This is a genomic window from Arenibacter sp. F20364 (assembly GCF_023015905.1).
Taxonomy (GTDB): domain Bacteria; phylum Bacteroidota; class Bacteroidia; order Flavobacteriales; family Flavobacteriaceae; genus Arenibacter.
On the sequence record NZ_JALKBD010000002.1, the window covers coordinates 88,868 to 109,985 of the forward strand.

16 protein-coding genes are annotated in these 21,118 nt (G+C 38.8%); 11 read left to right on the plus strand and 5 right to left on the minus strand.

The annotated features are described in order from the left end of the window. Position 1 precedes the first annotated feature (1 nt). From MWU84_RS01895 to MWU84_RS01905, 3 genes are all read left to right on the plus strand, one after another. Positions 2-2,572, plus strand: a complete 2,571-nt coding sequence (locus MWU84_RS01895) for a TonB-dependent receptor (RefSeq protein WP_246897591.1) — start codon at positions 2-4, stop codon at positions 2,570-2,572. 92 nt (positions 2,573-2,664) lie between these two features. Then, a complete protein-coding gene (locus tag MWU84_RS01900) occupies positions 2,665-3,123 on the plus strand; it encodes a hypothetical protein (protein WP_246897593.1) in 459 nt (152 codons plus the stop codon). 115 nt (positions 3,124-3,238) lie between these two features. Next, entirely contained in the window at positions 3,239-3,832 is a 594-nt protein-coding gene (locus tag MWU84_RS01905; RefSeq protein ID WP_246897595.1) for a DUF1080 domain-containing protein, read from the plus strand. 4 nt (positions 3,833-3,836) lie between these two features. Here the strand turns inward: MWU84_RS01905 and MWU84_RS01910 are convergent, their stop codons facing one another. Further along, positions 3,837-4,880, minus strand: coding sequence for an endonuclease/exonuclease/phosphatase family protein (locus MWU84_RS01910; RefSeq protein WP_246897597.1), 1,044 nt, complete (start codon positions 4,878-4,880; stop codon positions 3,837-3,839). Between the two features lie 122 nt (positions 4,881-5,002). Between MWU84_RS01910 and MWU84_RS01915 the strand changes: the two genes are divergently transcribed. Together MWU84_RS01915 and MWU84_RS01920 are read left to right on the plus strand one after the other, a co-directional pair. Beyond that, the gene (locus tag MWU84_RS01915; protein WP_246897600.1) at positions 5,003-7,744 is read left to right on the plus strand and encodes a TonB-dependent receptor; all 2,742 of its coding nucleotides are present in this window, start codon (positions 5,003-5,005) and stop codon (positions 7,742-7,744) included. A 41-nt stretch (positions 7,745-7,785) separates the two neighbouring features. Next, the gene (locus MWU84_RS01920) at positions 7,786-9,156 is read left to right on the plus strand and encodes a DUF5689 domain-containing protein (protein ID WP_246897601.1); all 1,371 of its coding nucleotides are present in this window, start codon (positions 7,786-7,788) and stop codon (positions 9,154-9,156) included. Between the two features lie 7 nt (positions 9,157-9,163). Here the strand turns inward: MWU84_RS01920 and MWU84_RS01925 are convergent, their stop codons facing one another. Both MWU84_RS01925 and MWU84_RS01930 read right to left on the minus strand, forming a co-directional pair. Beyond that, positions 9,164-9,565, minus strand: coding sequence for a response regulator (locus MWU84_RS01925; protein WP_246897603.1), 402 nt, complete (start codon positions 9,563-9,565; stop codon positions 9,164-9,166). 32 nt (positions 9,566-9,597) lie between these two features. Next, positions 9,598-11,793: a PAS domain-containing sensor histidine kinase gene (locus MWU84_RS01930; RefSeq protein ID WP_246897605.1), complete on the minus strand. Its 2,196-nt coding sequence runs from the start codon at positions 11,791-11,793 to the stop codon at positions 9,598-9,600. 668 nt (positions 11,794-12,461) lie between these two features. Between MWU84_RS01930 and MWU84_RS01935 the strand changes: the two genes are divergently transcribed. Genes MWU84_RS01935 through MWU84_RS01945 form a run of 3 tightly spaced genes read left to right on the plus strand, consistent with a single transcriptional unit; the run spans position 12,462 to position 14,350 of the window. After that, on the plus strand, positions 12,462-12,932 hold the full coding sequence (locus tag MWU84_RS01935) for an ankyrin repeat domain-containing protein (protein ID WP_246897607.1): 471 nt from the start codon (positions 12,462-12,464) through the stop codon (positions 12,930-12,932). Between the two features lie 9 nt (positions 12,933-12,941). Next, positions 12,942-13,562 (plus strand): NUDIX hydrolase, encoded by a 621-nt coding sequence (locus MWU84_RS01940; protein ID WP_246897608.1) that lies wholly within the window; start codon positions 12,942-12,944, stop codon positions 13,560-13,562. 11 nt (positions 13,563-13,573) lie between these two features. Continuing rightward, on the plus strand, positions 13,574-14,350 hold the full coding sequence (locus MWU84_RS01945) for an amidohydrolase (protein WP_246897610.1): 777 nt from the start codon (positions 13,574-13,576) through the stop codon (positions 14,348-14,350). Here MWU84_RS01945 and MWU84_RS01950 read toward each other — a convergent pair. Together MWU84_RS01950 and MWU84_RS01955 are read right to left on the minus strand one after the other, a co-directional pair. Beyond that, entirely contained in the window at positions 14,334-15,971 is a 1,638-nt protein-coding gene (locus tag MWU84_RS01950) for an Ig-like domain-containing protein (RefSeq protein WP_348647826.1), read from the minus strand. The genes MWU84_RS01945 and MWU84_RS01950 overlap by 17 nt on opposite strands. A 29-nt stretch (positions 15,972-16,000) precedes the next feature. Then, on the minus strand, positions 16,001-16,654 hold the full coding sequence (locus MWU84_RS01955) for a phosphoribosyltransferase family protein (RefSeq protein ID WP_246897612.1): 654 nt from the start codon (positions 16,652-16,654) through the stop codon (positions 16,001-16,003). 93 nt (positions 16,655-16,747) lie between these two features. Here MWU84_RS01955 and MWU84_RS01960 point away from each other — a divergent pair, with 93 nt between their 5' ends. The 3 genes from MWU84_RS01960 to MWU84_RS01970 all read left to right on the plus strand — a co-directional run bounded on the left by MWU84_RS01960 (position 16,748) and on the right by MWU84_RS01970 (position 21,117). Further along, positions 16,748-17,644: a hypothetical protein gene (locus tag MWU84_RS01960; RefSeq protein WP_246897614.1), complete on the plus strand. Its 897-nt coding sequence runs from the start codon at positions 16,748-16,750 to the stop codon at positions 17,642-17,644. Between the two features lie 37 nt (positions 17,645-17,681). Beyond that, a complete protein-coding gene (locus MWU84_RS01965) occupies positions 17,682-19,226 on the plus strand; it encodes a glycine--tRNA ligase (RefSeq protein WP_246897616.1) in 1,545 nt (514 codons plus the stop codon). 238 nt (positions 19,227-19,464) lie between these two features. Beyond that, complete coding sequence (locus tag MWU84_RS01970) at positions 19,465-21,117, plus strand: S41 family peptidase (RefSeq protein ID WP_246897618.1); 1,653 nt, start codon at positions 19,465-19,467, stop codon at positions 21,115-21,117. The last annotated feature ends 1 nt before the right edge of the window (position 21,118 follow it).

Sequence of the window (21,118 nt, forward strand, 5' to 3'; positions counted from 1 at the left end):
TATGAAAAAAATGTACTTTGCTGTTGCCGCATTTTTGTTAACGGCAATAGGGTTTTCCCAAGGAACCATTACTGGTTCTGTAGTAGATGGTGATTTTGGCGATCCCTTACCGGGAGCAAATATTTTGGTTCAGGGAACCACAAATGGGGTTGCAGCAGATTTTGATGGTAACTTTTCTATTGAAGTATCCCAAAGTTCAGGAACTTTGGTAATTTCCTATATCGGATTTATTAGCAAGAAAGTAAATTTTACAACATTCGGTAACATCGGTACCATATCCCTAAATCCGGACGCACAGGAATTGGAAGGGGTGGTTATTGTGGGCTCTGGAATTATAGATTTGGCCGAAGATAGACAAACGCCCATAGCAGTTTCTACAATTAAGGCCAGGGAAATTAGGGAGAAAACAGGAAACTGGGATTTACCAGAATTATTAAAGTCCACTCCTTCAGTTCAGAACGTTAAGGGAGGTGGATTTGGAGATGGTCAAATGTTCTTAAGGGGGTTTGATCAGACCAACACGGCATTCCTGTTAAACGGACAGCCTATCAACGGGATGGAAGATGGAAAAATGTACTGGTCCAACTGGTCTGGAGTATTGGATATTGCCAATGCGGTACAGGTGCAGAGGGGATTGGGATCCTCTAAATTGGCCATTTCATCTGTAGGAGGTACGGTAAACATTGTGACCAAAACCTTGGACAAGCGTGAAGGAGGTTTTTTTCAATCTATGCTTGGCAATGATAATTATATTAAGACCACCGGATATTACTCGACCGGGATAATGGAAAATGGCTTGTCCGTTGCTGCGATGTTGGGACATTGGCAAGGAGATGGTTATGTTAATAATACCGGAGGTCAAGGTCAAACCTATTTCTTGTCCTTTGGTTATGTTCCCAATGAAAATAACATCTTCAACTTTTTGATAACAGGTGCTCCACAATGGCATGCTGCCGCAGGGTCTGACGATCTTAGGACTTTTTTGGATAATGGAAGAAAATACAATTCTTGGAATACTCCAAATGTTAACAGTCCTAACACCTTAAATGGTGGCGCCTACCCTGGAGGTAGAAATATTTACCACAAACCGGTAGCCAACCTAAGCTGGGACTTAACCTTTAACGATACGGCCTCTTTGTCTACCGTATTGTACGGTTCAATAGGAAGGGGAAGTTTTGCTCAATTAATTACAGATAGAAATACAGGGGAGGCGCTCTATGCCAGAGGTTCCAACAACAACCATAACTGGGGAGGTTTGGTAACCAACTTTAATAAGCAAATTAATGAAAACCTAAATTTCAATTTTGGTGCCGATGTCCGTTTGTATAACGGAATCCACTTTAGGGATGTAAGGGAGTTCATTGGGGTTAATTCTGTTTCAGCTTCCAGTAATTACAACGGAGGTGCCTACGAACTTACCAATGCGTATGGCGGTATTAATCCTTGGAATATAACTTTTAACCCTAATGATGACCACTCCCAAAGATTTGGTTATGATTATGAGGAAAGGATAAACTACGCAGGGGTCTTTGGACAATTGGAGTATTCCAAGGGTGCTTTTTCTACCTTCTTTCAAGGGTCTGCCTCTACCCAATCCCATATCAGGGAGGAATTTTTGAATGCAGCCAATGAAGGGCAATCCGAAGAATCGGAAAAAGTAAACAACCCAGGATTTAACGTTAAGGCAGGTGTGGCCTATAACCTATCCGAGCAAAACGCAATATTTGCCAATGCAGGTTACTACTCGCGTCAGCCCTATCACAGTGATTTGTATATAGACGATAGAAATTCAAATGATTTGAATCCTTTGGCAACCGAAAATCAGAAGATTACAGGATTGGAAGGTGGATATAAATTTATGGGAGATATTTTATCTGCCAACCTGAACGTGTATTACACTATTTGGGATAATAGGATACAATATAGTTCTGATGATACCAATAATGACAATATCGTGGACGAGTTCACTCAGACGAGTCCTTTAAAGCAGGTACACTCCGGGGTGGAATTGGAAGTGTTTGCACGCCCTACGGACGGGTTGAATTTTCAGGGATTTGTATCTATTGGTAATTGGGAGTATGACGGTAATGTTACTACCACCACCTCTGATGAAAACGGAAATATACTTTCTACGGGAGACCCAAGTTATATAGATGGTGTAAAAATAGGTCAGGCTGCGCAGTTTACTGCCGGTATTAGTGGAGACTACGAAATATTGCCAAGACTTAAATTGGATGCCAACTGGAATCTTTATGACAATTTATACGGGTCTACCCTTTTTGGGGATTCCGAATTTTCAACTGCCAACAACAGAGGTGCTATTAAATTGCCATCTTATGACACCATGGATGCTGGTCTTTCTTACCGCATGTTGGTCGGAAAGGAGAACAACAAATCCATTCAGTTCCGTTTAAACATTAACAATGTCTTTGATGAGGTATATTTGGAAAGCTCTAGTGATAACACACATGTTGAACCAGGAGATGACGTTTGGAATGGCGTAAATACTGATAACCGGGTTAGGTTTGGTTACGGTAGGACCTGGAATGTTAGTTTGCGTTACAACTTCTAAGTACCAATAAAAGTAAAAAATGATGACCCCGCTATTTAGCGGGGTTTTTTTATTCCTAAAAATCCTTACATTTATAAATTAAAATAAAAACTATGGAAGATTACGGATTAGCACATCAATGGATTCTCGCCTTACATTCTTATTTTGCCTATGTGGTATTGGCTGTTTTATTTTTAGCCGTTGCCAATGGTATTTTGGGGTGGACAGGAAATAAGGATTTCACTCTGAAAAAGGATTTTAGAATTAGCCTGTTTGCGCTCATTTTATCACATCTGCAACTCTTGGTGGGGCTGGTACTCTTTTTTGTTTCTTCCAATGGGTTGAATGCCATTAAAACCTTGGGCATGGGCGGCTTGAACTCCGCATCCCGCTTATTGGCGGTAGAACATCCCTTTATCAATATAATTGCGATAGTGTTTATTACTGTTGGCTGGTCCAAACACAAGAAAGTAATGGAAGGAAAAAGAAAGTTCAAGACCATCACTATTTTCTATGGTTTGGGATTGATTCTTATCCTTAGTAGAATTCCTTGGGCACAATGGCTTAATTAAGTAATTCTAGTGGGAATGGTTAAGCATCTTTTGCTACAGGCTGAACTATTTACAACTGTATCCAACTGTGCGAATTAAAAACAATAATCAATCATAAACCTTATTTGTGTACAAAATGAAAAATCTATTAGTTGTTTTTCTGGCCCTTTTGGCCTTGCCTGCGGTATCTCAGGAATTATCTTTGTTTAACGGAAAAGACCTGAGTGGTTGGACAGTCTACGGTACTGAAAAATGGTACGTGGAAGACGGCCTACTAGTGTCTGAAAGTGGTCCTGATAAGCAATATGGCTATCTGGCCACCGATAAATATTACGATGATTTTGAACTTACCTTGGAGTTTAAACAGGAAGCCAATGGTAACAGTGGTGTATTTGTTAGATCTACAGTAGATGGCACCAAGGTTAGTGGCTGGCAGGTAGAGGTTGCACCCCCGGGCCATGATACTGGAGGTGTTTACGAATCCTATGGCAGAGGATGGCTAATTAAGCCCGATCCTGAAAAGGATAAGGTGCTTAAGGAAGGGGAGTGGAATACTATGAAAATAAGGCTCTCCGGTAATAAATTAACTTCTTGGCTAAATGGGACCGAAATGGTGTCTATTACCGATGATAAAATTGGTGAAGGTAAAGGCTCCATTGCCCTTCAGATACATGACGGTGGCGGTATTAAGGTAAAGTGGAGAAATATCAATATTGTTCTTCCGCAATAATTGTCTAGTTTACAGCCTTAATTAGGTGGATATATACGGGAAAATGGTCGCTGTAACCTCCAATATAGTTTCCACCTGCATAGGTACGTAAGGGATATCCTTTGTATTGGCCCTTTTTATCAATTAGGTAAGACGGATTATATACTCCGGCCTTCCAGAAGTGGTATTGGTCCGGGGTTTTGTGAATAATGTTGGCAGTAAAATATATTTGATCAAATAGATTCCATTGGTCCCTATAGGCTAAGGACCCTACACCTTTTTTGTGGAGCATTTCCATAGGATTATATAGGTCGCTTGGTTCCAAATCTGCCATCTTTCCTTTCGTTTTCAATATTTTTTTTAAGCTGTCATCTATTGGGTCGTCATTGAGATCGCCCATGCTAATTATTTTTGCTTCCGGGCTCAACTTTGAAATGGAATCTATGATCCTCTTGTTTAATCGGGCCGCCTTTATTCTATTAGGTTTGCTTCTGGCTTCCCCTCCACTTCTGGAAGGCCAATGGTTAACAATGAAATGCACTTCCTCTCCGTCTAAAAGTCCGCCTACCACCAATTGGTCCCTTGTATAATCACGGAAATCTTCCTCATTAGTGAGCAATAGTCTCATACTGGCAAATGAAGTAGGCAGAAAAACAGTCTTTTTATATATAAGGGCTACGTCTATACCCCGCTCATCTGGGGAGTCAAAATGAATTATTCCGTAGTCTTTCTCCCTTAGATTGGGATGGTTAATAAGGTCTTCAATTACCTGTCTATTTTCCAATTCGCAAAGTCCAATAATGTCAGGTGAGGTTTGGGCATCGGGGCTGCCAATTTCGGACAACACTTTGGACATGTTATTTATTTTTCGGCCATAACGCTCAAGGGTCCATTTGTCCTTTCCGGTCGGGGTTCTATCGTCGTCCAAAGTAAGGGAGTCATTAACGGTATCAAATAGGTTTTCCAAATTGTAAAAGGCCACGGTTCTTATTTTATACGTCTTAGTCTCCTGTGCTTTGGCACCGCTAATTATAAAATAGAATACTAATAATTTGTAAGCTATACCCATGGATTACATAAATACTTTAATAGTGTAAGTCGAAATACTAACTTTTCTTGGAATAAATTAAGAATAAACTGTTAATTATTAATATCTTATAACCAAATTGTTAAAATATTTCATCTTGATCAATGAAAAATGGTTTGGCAATATCCTTTTTACTACTGCAGTGCATCTGGGGATATGCACAGGAAAACTATCATATATCGGGTGTTTTAAAAGATATGGTTACCCAAGAAACCATAGCATTTGCTGAAATTGAAATTATAGGGTCTGCAGTCGTAGAACCTGATCCTGCCGATGGAAAATTTTTAATTTCACTAAGACGGTCCGGCGATTATATACTATCGATTACTGCCCAAGATTACCTACGCAAAAGAATGCCCATTTCCGTAGAGGATAAGCAGTTGGATTTGGGAATTATTTTTTTGGATCGGGATATCGCCCAGGAGAAGACGGACAACTTAATTACATTAACGGATTCAGACCTGTTAGAAGATGAGAGTGTTTCAATGACCTCTGGGATGTTGCAGGCTACCAAGGATATTTTTCTAAATAGGGCGGCTTTCGATTTTGGCCAGGCATTTTTTCGCACACGGGGCTATGGATCGGAAAATGGTGTAATTCTTGTAAACGGAATTCCAATGAATAAATTGATGGACGGGCGTCCTCAATGGAATAACTGGGGCGGCCTTAACGATGTAACAAGAAATCAGGAATTCACCCATGGGTTACAGGCATCGGATTATTCTTTCGGAGGCATTTTGGGAACCACCAACATTAATACAAGACCTTCCACTTTTAGGAAAGGTCTGCGCTTATCTACCTCGGCCTCCAATAGAACTTATGCTGGGCGACTAATGGCCACCTACTCCTCGGGGGTGCCACAGAAGGGTATCAATTATAGTGTTTCTGCCTCGAGGAGATGGGCAAAGGAGGGTTATATTGATGGAACTTTATACGATGCTTATTCTTTTTTTGGTGCTTTTGAATATCAATTGGATGACAAAAATAGTATTGCTCTAACAAGTATTTGGGCTTCTAACCGCAGAGGAAGGTCTTCCGCCATAACCGAAGAAGTTTTTCAATTGGCCGGGAATAGATATAACCCTTATTGGGGCAATCAAAATGGCAAAATTAGGAACTCAAGGGGAAGAAAAATTGCAGAGCCTATTTTTATGCTGAATCACTATTACAATTCCAAAAGCTTTACTCTGAACACCGGAGTTTCCCATCAATTTGGAACAAATTCGAAAGCTAGGTTGGGATATTATAATGCGCCCAATCCAGACCCGACCTACTATAGGTATTTGCCAAGTTTTTATATCAATAGTCCAATTGGCGCCAATTTTATAGGGGCTAATATGGCTAAAGAGGGATTTTTGAAAAACCCCCAGTTAAACTGGAACAACCTATACCAAGCAAATTCCAGTTTGTCTATGCAGGGCAAAGCAGCTTATATTGCTTATGAAGATATATCTGAGGATCAGCAGTTTAATGTGGTATCCATTGGCAATTACGTTGTAAGCGACCACTTCAAAATTGATTTTGGTGGCCTTTATACCAGTTTGGATTCGGATAATTACGCAAAAATAGACGATTTGTTGGGCGCTGATTATCATGAGGATATAGACCCATTTTCCAACACTAATAACGATTTGGATGGAAATCTCAATAAAACAACGGCCAATCTATTCAACTATTTTTATAATATCAGAGCTGGAGTCGGTAATGCCTTTGTCCAATGGAGTTTGACATATCCTAAATGGGATGCGTTCTTGGGGGCTAATTATACTTCCACGAACTACCAAAGGGATGGTAAATTTAGGAACGAGCGATTTTTGAATACTTCCTTCGGGAAGGGTGAAAGGGTTGAATTTTCCAATTACGGTGCTAAAGGAGGTTTTACCTATAAATTTAGCGGTAGGCATTGGGTGGTATTGAATGGTGCATATTTAACCAAACCCCCGGTTTATCAGAATGTATTTATAAACCCAAGGGAGAATAATCAGTTAGTAAATAATATCCAAAGTGAAAAAATTACAACTACAGATATTAACTATTATATAAGACTACCAAATTTAACGGGACGTGTATCTGGCTATTACACACGCTTTCAGAATATTACCGATATCAATTTTTTCTTTGTGGATGCAGGGGTGGGCAGCGATTTTGTGCAGGAAGTCCTTACGGATTTGGACAAACTTCATTTGGGAACGGAACTAGGATTGGAGTATCAGCTTTCATCGGCCGTGAAATTATCCCTAGTGGCCGCCGTGGGTAAATTTCTTTATGCCAGTGATCCTTTTGTCAGTATAAATTTTGATACGGCCGGCGCTGAGGAAGATATCATTAATCCTGAAGGCAATATAGATCTGGGGATAGCCAAAGTAAAAGATTACAAACTGGCTCAAGGTCCACAAAAGGCTTTTGCCCTAGGGATGGAATATAGGGATCCCAAGTATTGGTGGATCGGTGCCACTGCCAATTATTTGGGGAATAATTATGCCGGTATTTCTACCATAACCAGAACGCATAGTTTTTATTTGGATCCCGATACCGGATTGGAGTTTCCAGATGCCACTGATGAAAATGTAAATAGCCTATTGTCCCAGAATAGATTGGACAATTTTTATTTGTTGAATATGGTAGGGGGTAAATCATGGTTGAAAAAGGGAAAGTATATCAGTGTATTTGCGAGTATTAATAATGTTTTTGATGCCGTTTTTAGAACTGGTGGCTATGAACAGAGTAGAAATGGCAATTTTGGACAGTTGCAACAGGATAATTTAAGTGGTAACCCATCTTTTGCTCCCAAGTATTGGTATGGCTATGGGCGGACGTATTTTATAAATTTTGCTTTTAGCTTTTAAATAGTCTCTTTGTTATGGAACCGGGGATAAATAATGGAACAATGAATTTTAGGATCAAAAAGAAGAAATGCGTTGTTGCCCTCTTAGGGATATACCTTGTAATGTCCTGTGTTAAGGACAAAAATTTTGAGGCTCCCAAAACCAATTGTAGCTCGGATCTTTCGGCCAATATGACAATAGGGGAATTAAAAGGACTTTACGTTGACGAGTTGTTGCAGATTCAGGAAGATTGGATCATAGAGGGCTATGTTATATCCTCCGATCTGGCAGGAAATTTTTTTGGGACCCTGCACATTCAGGACAATCTAACGAACCCTACGCAAGGCCTGCAAATGGAAATTGACCTAAGGGACTCGCATTTGTTTTATGAAATGGGATCAAAAATTCTTGTAAAAACTAAGGGGCTATATCTGGGTATGAGTAAAGGGGCAATTAAATTAGGCAGCGTTTTTAGTGCTTTTGGAAACCTTTCCGTTGGCCGTTTACCTGCTGCCGTGGTTGGAGAGCATTTATTCAGTTCGTGCGATTCGACTGGTTCGCTTCAGCCTAAAAATGTGGGGATTAATCAGTTGGACGATTCCATGATAAGCACCCTTGTTCAGTTTAGCAATATGGAAATTTCGGTGGATGAATTAAGACAAACCTTTGCTGTAAAGGAGGAAGAAACCATAAGGACCCTGACCAATTGTGAAGATTTGGAACTTGAACTACTGAACAGTGGGTATTCAGATTTTCAAGCTAGCCTTATGCCGGAAGGAAACGGAACCATAACTGGGGTTTTAATAAAGGACAACAAGGACTATCAATTGGTGATTAGGGACCCCTCGGATATTGTTTTTACTGCTATACGTTGTGAGGATTTGGTAGATGAATTTACCTCATCAAAAATTTTCATTTCCGAATTGGCAGATCCGGATAACAATGCTGGGGCAAGGTTCGTAGAGCTTTATAATTCAGATTCCCAATGGCTTAGTTTAAAGGGATGGACGTTGAGAAGATACACCAATGATAATACTGAAGTTAGTTCCATCATTGATTTGTCAGGATTTGTGATTGAGGGCAATAGTACCTTTGTTATTTCGCCAAATGCTTCAGAATTCGAATTGGTTTACGGCTTCCCTCCCAGCCAAAGTGTTTCCACCAATAGTCCGGCAGATTCCAACGGAGATGATAATTTGGAATTGGTGGATCCTTTTGGGACTGTAATAGATAGTTTTGGAGTTGTGGGAGAGGATGGGTCCGGCACCAACCACGAATTTGAGGATGGCAGGGCCCTACGGAGCATAAATGTCACCGAAGCTAATCCCAAGTATGCTTTTAATGAATGGATAATATATAATGACTCTGGACAAGGGGGTACCTTAAATCAACCACAAAATGCCCCAGAAGATTTTAATCCCGGAATACGCTAATTCATAATTACGCCATATCGGATAAAAGTTTAACCAAATCCTTTTTAAAAATGGGTTTAAGAATGTAATTATTGACCACACTAAAGCTTTTCGCCTTTATAAAATCTCGGGGGTCTATGGAGGAACTGATTATGAAAATCGTGACCTCATCTGTATTGGAATTTGGAATTTTGACAAAATCTTCCAAAAACTCCCAGCCATCCATAACAGGCATATTAATGTCCAAAAGAATTATGGAAGGTAATTTTCTACCCTCTTCTACAGTTTTTGTCAAACCTTCCAAAGCCTGCTGTCCGTTGGTATATACTACAACATTGTCACAAAAGTCGATATCCCTCATAGATTTCTGGATCCCAAATACAGATATAGGATCATCATCTATAATACAACCATTTTTAAACTTCCCCATCTTCCTATAGTTTTATTTGTCCATTTATTTTTTCATTCCGAAGCAAGTGTAACCCTAAATGTGGTTCCTTTGTCAACAGTGCTTTCAACTTCAATTTTTCCGTCCATGGCTTCAATTTGGTTTTTGGTAATGAACAAGCCAATACCCTTGGCATCGTTGTGCTCATGAAAGGTTTTATACATTCCAAAAAGTTTTTCCCCATGCCTTTCAAGATTAATCCCCAATCCGTTATCCTTAAAATCCAAAACAATGCTCTTCCCTTTTTTCTTGGAAGAAATGGTAATTTTTGGTCGCCTTTCTGGACTACTGTATTTTATACTATTTGTAAAAAGATTCAAAAAAATACTATCAAGATAGGCTGGTACGGCTTTTACGTTAAAGGTGGGATCTATGGCGATATCACACTCAACATTTTTTTCATTGAGTAAGGCAGTTATATTTTTTTCTACCGTCTTTATAGTGTTGCTTAAATTTACTTTTTTTAATTGCTCTTTGGCACTAGTATTTATTTGTACAACTTCATTTAAGTGTGAAACGGTCTCATTAAGACTTTCCGAGGCATCCTTAATCATTTTTTCAATGACTTTCCTTTCGTTTTCCTCTTCCTCTTGTATCAAATAATTGGATAGCATGGTGAGATTGGATGAATGGGAACGAAGGTTGTGGGAAACTATGTGGGCAAAGTTTAATAGACTATTGTTTTGATTTTTGGTTATCGCCAACAATTCTTCGGATTTTTTTCTAGCTTCTATTCTGCTTGATATATCCATTACCTGGGAGATAAAATGGGAAAGATTGCCTTCTATATCCTTAACCGCAGTAACCGTTAATACCACGTACACGATGTGACCTTCTTTGTGAAAATATCTTTTCTCCATTTGGTAACTATCGCCATTGCCATCCAATAAGATTTGTAAATGGTCCAAGTCCTTGTCCAAATCCTCTGGATGTGTAATATCCTGAAAGGTAAGTTTTAATAGTTCTTTTCGGGTATATCCCAAACTAATGCACAGGCTGTCATTTACGTCTATCCAAGCACCGTTAGTTGCAACCAAAGCCATTCCTACGGCCGAGGATTCAAATGAACCTTTGAAGGATTCTTCGCTTTGATCCAATTTTAACTGGGTTTTTAGCTGCTCCGTTACATCCCAATTGGTCCCGATCATTTTCACAATTTGCCCCTGCTCATTCATAAATACTCCGCCATTGGCCTTAAGGTGTCTAATGTCACCATTGGGCTGGACGGCTCTAAATTCGGTTTTAAAATCTTTTATTCCGGCCAGGGCCATTTCCACTTCTTGCTGGAATCTTACTTGGTCATCGGGGTGCAAGCGGGCTTTCCACGCATCATAAACCCCTTTAAAATCTTCTTGCTTTATACCATATATGGCATACATCTCGTTGTTCCATTCCAAAGTGTTGCGTGTGAAATCCAACTCCCATATGCCAATGTGGGTAATGGCAGTGGCCATGTCCAATCTTTCCTTGATTTTGGCATTCTTGATCTCTGCCTTTTTTTTCTCGTCTATATCCTGAAAAATTCCATAAAGTCGAACACACTTGCCATTGACAAATTCGGGCATGCCTTTGGCACGTACCCATAGTTCATTGCCCTTTGCGGTTAAAATCTGCAATTCTGTATCCCAAGCTTGCCCATGAGTTATGGCTTTTTGGATTAAACTGGTAATATTTTTCCTATGTTCACCCTCCTTATAGAAATTTACTGCGGTCTCCATAGTGGGGACATAATCCGAGGGGACTTCATGTATCTCCTTCGTAATTTGCGACCAATGTATGGTGTTGGTTATCATGTCCAAATCCCAACCTCCCATTTTGGCCACATTTTCGGCGGCTATCAAAAGCTCTTGAACCCGTTTTGTTCTTGTTATATTGTTACAGGTAATTATTAACCCACCATTGCTTTCATCTTGCTGTTTCCAAGGTTTAATGGTCCATTGGTACCATATGCTGCTTCCATCATCCAATATATGCTTATGATCATTGACTAGTGTGCCTGCAATTTCACAACCATTTTCAAGGACTTTTCTCAATTCTATTGGACCGTGTGGAACTACGTCAAAAAAAGATTTCCCAACGATATCTTCATTGGAAATCCCAAATTCTTGGGACCAATTGGAAGAGCAACTTATAAAATGTAGATCACAATCCAAGACCGAAAGTGAAATTGGAGCTTCTTCTATTGTTATGGTGGGTATTAGTGTTTCCAAGATTTATACTATTGTCAATGTCATCATCAATTATGCAATGGGATTTTATAAGAGTGCAAAGCAATTATTGGCGGAGGTGCAAAGTTAAATAAATATGAACCGACAAATTTAAACTACTGTCGTTTAAGAGTAATTATCATTTGATTATTGATAAATTCAATTTCTTCTTAGATCCAAAACCAACTTTACAGCCCCAAGAATACACCTCACATATCCCCACAATACCTAAAAATAAGAAAAACGATTAACAATGTCTAAGGATAAGCCCGTTACAAACGATGAAAGACCTTAAATTGAGGTTAAAGTGTTACTGTGCCATTAAAGGATTGTGTTATTTCAATAATTGCCACTACAACCAAGGAGGCAACTACCTCTAACAAAGATAAGACAATTCTTTTCCATTATTTTCAAAGTCCATGATCTCTGGGATTAGGATACTTTTAAAAGTATCTAGGGAATAATGCTTGTATTGCAAATAATGATAAAAGTGCTAGCCATAACAATTTTGGAAAAGTCCTTGGAGTGTGATATAAATACCTATGCAATTATACTTAAGTACTTTCTGCAGCGTGAATGGACTTTGAAAAGGGATGTTTTATCCAAAAACAATTCTCTCGATGTATAGGGATGGCTGTTTTTTTTATACATTTAACTAATGGTAATGAACTATGAACGAATTCTTTTTTAACGAGATTAGAAACGGTAACTTTGATGAGGTAAGGGCCATGTTAAAGAAGAATCCCTTGCTCTTGGACAGTAAGGACCAAAGGGGATCCACTCCCCTTATACTTTCTACCTATTACGACGAAGAGGAGATAACTGATCTTTTATTGGAAAGCGGCGCTAAAATAGATGCCAAGGATGCCTCGGGTAATACGGCTTTGATGGGTGTCTGCTTTAAAGGCTTTACCGATGTGGCCAAAAAGCTTATAGACAAGGGAGCCGGTATAAACGAACGTAATACCATGGGAGCTACCTGTCTTATCTATGCTGCTACCTTTAACAGGGAAGAGATAGCCAGAATGTTGTTGGCCAAGGGTGCGGATACTACCATTAAAGATGTTCGGGGCAATACTGCTTTAGATCATGCCAAAATGCAAGGAGCTCCATCTTTAATTGCTTTGTTGGAGACGGCCTAAATTGGATCTATGGATTTAAGGGAACAATTGGTTCTAATTAAAAGGGTAAAGGCACTGGCCGATACCGGGTTGGTCTATTCCGAGGACGACTTCAATAGAGAACGCTACAATGAATTAAGGGAAATAAGTTTAGAATTATTAAGCCTAATAAGCGATGTTCCACTGCAATCATGGCAAGAATTTCTAATGCCGGTAAAAGAGTATCCAACTCCCAAGGTGGATGTAAGGGGATTTGTTCTGAATAAAAAAAACCAAATTTTAATGGCTAGGGAAAGTGCAGATGGTAATTGGGCCATACCAGGTGGTTGGGCCGATATTGGCTTTACTCCTACAGAAATGGTGGTCAGGGAAATTGAAGAGGAAACAGGATTGACGACTGCCGTAGAAAGGCTATTGGCCATATATGACAAGAAGTGTCATCCCCATCCCCCACAGCCCTTTTATGTTTATAAACTAGTGTTTCTTTGTAGAATTGAAAATGGAAATATACAACATGGTTTCGATATGGAAGGAGCTGCTTTTTTTGATGTCGACAGTCTGCCCATGATTTCGAGTGATAGGATCCTGGAATCACAAATAGAACAACTTTACAAACTGGCCAAGGAAGATCATCCAGTATATTTTGATTAGAGCAATAGCATATGGAAAAAGAACTCAAAGTGGCAATTATTCAATCCTCCCTTGTTTGGGAAAACCCAGAAAAGAACCGGGAAATATTTTCAAACAAATTGGATTCCATAAGTTCTGATGTCGATTTGGTAATACTTCCAGAAATGTTTACCACTGCCTTTACCATGACACCTGGTAATATAGCTATGGAAGAAGGGGACAAAACGGTTAAATGGATGCAAAAGGAAGCGAAGGGAAAAGACATGGCCTTAACCGGTAGTATGGTCTATTTTTCGGATGGTCATTATTATAACCGACTTTGGTTTGTGGAGCCAAACGGAAAATCGACCTTTTACGATAAGCGACACACGTTCACCCTGGCCGGTGAGGATAAGGTCTATAACCGAGGGAAGGAAAGAATAATGATTGATTTTAAGGGATTTAGGATTTGTCCACTTATTTGTTACGACCTTCGCTTTCCAGTTTGGGCCAGGAATACGGAGAACTATGATGTGCTTATTTATGTTGCCAATTGGCCGCAACCAAGAATTAGTGCTTGGGACGCTTTATTAAAAGCGCGTTCCATTGAAAATATGGCTTACGTAATCGGGGTTAATCGGACAGGAAAGGATATCAACGGCCATAATTATCCGGGTCATTCAACCATAAATGATGCTCTGGGCAATTCCTTGGTTTTTTCTAGGGAGGAAACCATTCTTTATGCCACCTTGAACAAGAAACACATTTCCGAAGCTAGGGATAAATTGAAGTTTCTGGACGATCGCGACCATTTTAGTTTGAAAGGGTAAAGGTTTGCTCCAATTCCCAATTTGCCCTTACTTCCAATACATTTGGGTAATAGACTACTCTTTCTGGCTGAATTTTTTGAAGATAATTTCCGGTATCCCATTTCTGGTTACCATTATTATCAAAAATGACCCGAATGAGATATTTGGCCGGCTTAATATTGGTGAATTCAAAGGTCTGAGGCTTGGTGGCGAACAATTCTTTTGCGGTAACCCCTTTTTCGTCTGTTAACTGTACCACCAAGGGGTAGGTAACCGTTCCGTCCAGCGTAAGGCTCAAGTTCCCAAAATCTGCATAACTTTTGGTAGACAGTTTAAGGGATATGGTATCATTTTCGGTTTCAAAAAAATCTACTATCGCCCCTGGGAGCAGTTCCAGGGCGTAATTTTCGTTGGGCTCCACTTCAAAATCAAAATCAATTTTATTGCTTACAGTATCCAACTCCGTCATGAATTTTACCAGGGTTGAATCCTTCCGTGCCAAACTGATCTTTGAACTGTCTATAAGGGAAATGGGAGTATTGGCCCCAATATAAAAAGGTGTTCCAAACTCTAGCGATCCTCTTTGGTTTGGCTGCACTATAAGGGTGTCCATACCTACTTTTTTAGTTTTAACGGTAAAGGTGTCTATTAGCCTTTCTTTCTCATTGGCAACTGTAAAAACCAAGGAATCTGCTGCGAATGGGGTAAACCAAAAGTTTAAGGTATCCTTTTCCCGCTCCTTGGTAATTTTGGTTTTAACCGTGTCGGGAATAGTACTTAATGCATTAATAACGATGTCATCTCCATTGCCCTGATATCCAAAAATAATTTTGTTTTTCGCAGCAAAATTGGGAACGGAAACACTATAGTCTGACACTTCCTTAAACATGGTCAACAAATACACGGAATCCGTTGGGAGGTTTACCGTGTCTTTTATAAAGGCAATTTTATCTACTTTTTGATTAAAGACGTTGTTTTTAGCTTCATCTTTTACCCCGAACATGGTATATTTTCCCTTTTTTAGATTTTTTAAATGAAAAATGGGAGTACTATCCAGGGTGTTGGTGATATAATTTGGGGGTTGTCTATATATGGTAGAATCGGTGTATGCGCTGTCTATTTCATAAAGCATAATACTGATAAAAGTGTCCGCGTTCTTGTTAAATGCATCCTTGACCACCCCGGAGACTTTTAGGGAATCTATATAATCTCCTGTTGAAAATACATAAGTTAAGTAACTAGAAGGATTGCCCTCGTTATTATCAATAATACTTTGGCCAAAGTTGAAAGTATAGGTAGTATTCTCTTTTAGGGTATCCTTTAGGATAATCTCAACATATTTATTGGCCGATCCCTGAGGTGTGATCACAGGGGTATTTTTCAAAGGTGGGGATACAATTAGTTGCTTATCAATATCCTTAAGTTTAACATATTCGTCAAAATATAATCGGATTTTGTTGGCCTTAAAGTTTATGGACATGTTCTCGGGCTCTGCCTTGATCAACTTCGGGGGAGTAGTATCCTTATCACCTCCGGTAGGCGCACCTCTACGGGCACAATGTACTAGTGCCGATACGGTTAATAACAGAAATAAAAACCCTAAAATGCGTTGGATCATAGTAGTCTTGAAAATGTTCAACAAAGAAACAACTAATTTGTAGAATTCTAAAATTATGGTACTACGGCCATGGAGGCAACAAATATATTAACTCCCTTCGTGTTGGATAATGCTGTGGCACAGGCCTCTATGGTAGCCCCTGTAGTTATTACATCGTCCAATAATAGTACTTTTTTATTTCTTAATATTTCCTGGTCCGTTAATACGTATAAGGCCTGTTTGTTTTGCCACCTAAGTATTCTCGATTTTTTGGTTTGGGTCCTGGTATTGGCAGTTTTAATGAGTATGTCCTCTAGGTATTGTGCGCCTATGTGATCCGCAATTGTTTTGGCGAAGAGAGCAACTTGGTTATAACCTCTTTTTCTTAACTTTTTTCGGTGCAGGGGAACGGGAACTACGTAGTCAATGTTGTTCAGAAAATTATTTTCCTTCAATATGTGGCCATACCAATTCCCTAAAAATAAACCTATTTGCTCTTGGTTTTTATATTTTAGATAGTGTATCAGACTCTTGACTATTCCTTTTTCGGTGAAAAATAGAAAAGAACTGGCCTTAATTATGTTAATTCTTCCATAAAAAATACGGTCAACAGGGTTTTCCGCGTTAAATGTATATTCGGTGAGTGGTAATTGATTTCGACAAACGGTACAGACATGTTCTTCTCCTCTATATAATGGTGCATTACATCCAAAACATAGTATTGGCACAAGGATTGTGTTGATATCGTTTAGTATATTTGAAATCTTGGAATACACACAAATCTAAATTACTATTAACCTACTTAATACGCATGCTTTTAGATGGATATTGAAGATAATAAATTTAATTATAAGATAATACTTGCCGCTTTGGCAGCTATTATACTAGGTATTCTTATTGCCTTCTACTATAGTTATGCCCAATCCAAAAGTCGTATAAGTTTTTTGGAGCAAGAGAAAGAGTTGTTGGTAAAGGACCTTACTTTGATGAAATCTGATGTGGATCGACTTTCTGCTCTTAATGAGGTGAACGAGATAGAGTTGCAGGATTCCAAGTATAGGGTACAGCAATTATTGGATTCCGTGGGACGTTTAAACTTTACCGTTGAAAAATTAAAGGAATACAAAACCGAACTTAGAAAGCTAGAGGCCAAAAATGACAGCCTTAAGCTTAAAAACAATTTCCTAAAATATAACAACATGCTCCTTGGGGACAAATATGAGGAAACCAAGAAGATGATCGAGGAACTTAGAGGAAAGAGCAGCTCGTTGGCAGAGGCCGAAGCCTTGCTTAGGAGAAAAAACAAAGAACTTAGTCAGGAACTTAAGACCAAGAGCTATCTTAAACTGGAAAACTCTGAAGGTAGTGGTTTTAGGTTTCGATCCGGGAAACATATAAAGACCAATAAAGCCAATATTATATCCAAACTAAGGGGTTGTGTTACGGTTATGGGGAATCCCAATTCCAAAAATGAGGAGAGGGTAATTTACTTTCAGTTCTTGGGCCCCAATATGGGTGTGATAGAGGATAACGCCAATACCATTTCCGTAAATGGTAATATTTATAGCAAGCGTGTAGAACTGATTTTTATGGGACAGGAGTTTAGCGTTTGCGATGCTATTTCAGTACCGGAAGGATCTTTGGACGAAGGAACTTATACCCTTAATGTTTTCGAGAATGAAAAATTATTGGCGACTTCGGAATTTCAATTGAAATAAATCTCTTCATTTTCTACTAATATTATATTTTTGCCAAATGGTGAAACAAGAAGACGATTTTAAAAAAGTAATCTCGCATGCAAAGGAGTACGGATACGTTTTCCAATCCAGCGAAATTTATGACGGACTAAGTGCCGTATATGACTATGCCCAAAATGGTGCCGAGTTAAAAAAGAATATCCGTGAATACTGGTGGAAGGCCATGGTTCAGATGAACGATAATATTGTGGGGCTCGATTCCGCAATATTCATGCACCCAACGGTATGGAAGGCATCCGGACACGTAGATGCCTTTAACGATCCATTGATAGATAACAAAGATTCCAAGAAAAGATATAGGGCCGATGTTTTGGTGGAGGATTATACTGCTAAAATTGAGTCTAAAATAAATAAGGAAGTAGCCAAGGCCGAAAAGCGATTTGGCGAAGCGTTTGATAAAAAGCAATTTTTGGAAACCAATCCAAGAGTCGTAGGTTACCAAGAACAGATCAATACTATTCTGAAGCGTTTGGGCAAATCCTTGGAGAACGAGGATTTGGTAGATGTAAAAAACCTGATCGAAGAATTGGAAATTGCCTGTCCGCTGTCCGGATCAAGGAATTGGACCGATGTTAAGCAATTTAATTTAATGTTCGGCACCAAATTGGGTGCCTCTGCCGATAGCGCCATGGACCTTTATCTAAGGCCCGAAACTGCACAAGGTATTTTTGTAAACTTTCTTAATGTCCAAAAAAGCGGAAGAATGAAGATTCCTTTCGGGATTGCCCAGGTGGGGAAGGCGTTTAGGAACGAGATCGTTGCAAGACAGTTTATCTTCCGTCAAAGGGAGTTTGAACAAATGGAAATGCAATTTTTTATTCGTCCCGGATCTCAAAAGGAATGGTATGAGACTTGGAAGGAAAAAAGGATGGCCTGGCATTTGTCCTTAGGTCTAGGGGCAGAGAACTACAGATTTCACGATCATGAAAAATTGGCTCATTACGCAGATGCCGCCGCCGATATAGAATTTAAATTTCCATTTGGATTTAAAGAATTGGAAGGGATTCACTCCAGAACCGATTTTGACCTTAGTAGCCACGAAAAATACTCAGGTAAAAAATTACAATATTTTGATCCTGAACTCAATGAAAGTTATGTGCCTTACGTGGTTGAAACTTCCATAGGATTGGATCGTATGTTTTTGGCTATTTTTTCAAATTCCTTGGTAGAGGAGGAATTGGATAACAACACCACCAGAACCGTACTTAAACTACCAGCTGTTTTGGCGCCAATGAAGGCCGCTGTATTGCCATTGGTAAAAAAGGACTGTTTGCCCGAATTGGCCCAGGAAATCATAGACGACCTCAAATGGGACTTTAATGTGGTATACGACGAAAAAGATGCCGTAGGCCGTCGTTACAGAAGGCAGGATGCCAATGGTACGCCTTTTTGCATAACCGTTGACCATCAGACTTTGGAAGATAAAACAGTGACCATACGACACAGGGACACCATGGAACAGCAACGTGTAGCCATCACAGATGTTAAAGCAATTATCCACAAGGAAGTGGATATGAAAACTTGGCTACAGCGAATGGCTTAATACTTTAACTAACCATGTAGACGAAAAAGGTCCAATATATTATGATATTGGATCTTTTTTCATTTTATCAAAGAATCCCAGAATGGGTTAATGTTGTAATTAGATATACATAGGTATCAATCTTCGATTTTGTTTTTAAATTTTTGGTTTAGTTTAACTATTGCTTCAATTAGTGACCGGATATTCTTTTCTATTTTTGAAATAACTTCCCCTTGTTTACTAATGTTAAACCATTCGAATGAATCTAGTTAAACGATTTATATTGCTGTTTTTTTGTGGAACGAATTTTCTTTTGGCACAGAGATCGATATCCTATAACGACAAGTTATTTGCTACGGCCAAAGTTTGGGGTTTCTTGAAATACTATCATCCAAATGTCGCCAATGGTAAATTTGACTGGGATAAGCAATTATTTGAGATTTTACCACTAATAGAAAAGGCAAACACAAAAGATGAATTTTCAAAAATATGTATTGCTTGGATTGAATCCTTGGGTAAAGTCAATAATTGTAGTAAATGCCTAAAGTTATCCAAGCGGGATTATTTCGACAAAAATTTTGATTTATCCTGGATGCAAGATGGTCTTCTGATTTCAGACGAATTGCATGCAAAACTTAAATTTATTGAAGAGAATAGGGCGTTGGGCAAGCAATTCTATGCTAGTATTGATAAGGGTGCCCAAAATATAAAATTTGAAAATGAGAAAGTTTATGAGGATTTTACCTGGGATAATAGGAATTTAAGAATACTGACACTGTTTAGTTATTGGAATAACATTGAATATTTTTTTCCGTATAAATACCAAATGGAAGAAGATTGGGACGAAGTTCTGAAGGAGATGATACCTAAATTCTTGAATGTTAATTCCGAGTTGGACTATCATTTATCCCTTTTGGAGCTTGTGGTTAAGATTGATGATAGCCATGCTGGCTTTTTTACAGAAATCACCAAGGAATATTTTGGCAAAAAATATATAGCGGCTTATTACAAGATAATAGATGATAGGGCTGTAGTATTAGGCTTTTATAACGATTCATTGGCCCTACTGAATGATATTCAAGTTGGAGACGTGTTTACAAAAGTAAATGGAAAAAGTATCTATAGAATAATCAATGATAATGATAAATATATCCATGGGTCAAATCAAACTACAAAATTGAGAAACAATAGTTATTCAATTTTTAATGGTTCAACAGACTCTGTGCAAGTTGAATATCTTAGAAATAACAAATTGCAGTCAAAAAAAGTTGGTCGGTATTTTTTTGAAGATTTCAATTATAAGAGGCCTGTAAAGGATAAATGGCGTATTCTGGAGAACAATATTGGTTACGTTCATATGGGTTTTCTTGAGCGTGATGACGTTTCTGGAATGATGGACAGTTTAATAAATACAAAAGCGATTATCTTTGATATTAGAAATTATCCTAAAAACACCTTGTATTCTATTGTATCATATTTGAATTCGGAACCCAAGGAATTTGTAAATTTTACGCGGCCAGTATTAAACTATCCTGGCAGGTATACCTATGAGAAATATATGAAGGTTGGTAACCCGAAAGGATTTAAATATACCAATAGAATTGTCTTATTGGTAAATGAATTCACCCAAAGTTTTGGAGAATTTACAGCTATGTGTTTACAGACTGGTGATCAGGTCACCACTATTGGGAGTCAAACTGCTGGAGCTGACGGCAATGTTAGTAAAATGGAACTGCCAGGAGGACTATCAACTTGGATATCAGGAATAGGGGTTTTCTATCCGGATGGAACCGAAACTCAGCGAAATGGGATAAGACTGAATTATGAGGTGAAACCTACAATTTCGGGAATTTTGGAAGGAAGGGATGAGGTGCTAGAAATGGCAATACAGCACATTGAAGCTGGTAATTAAA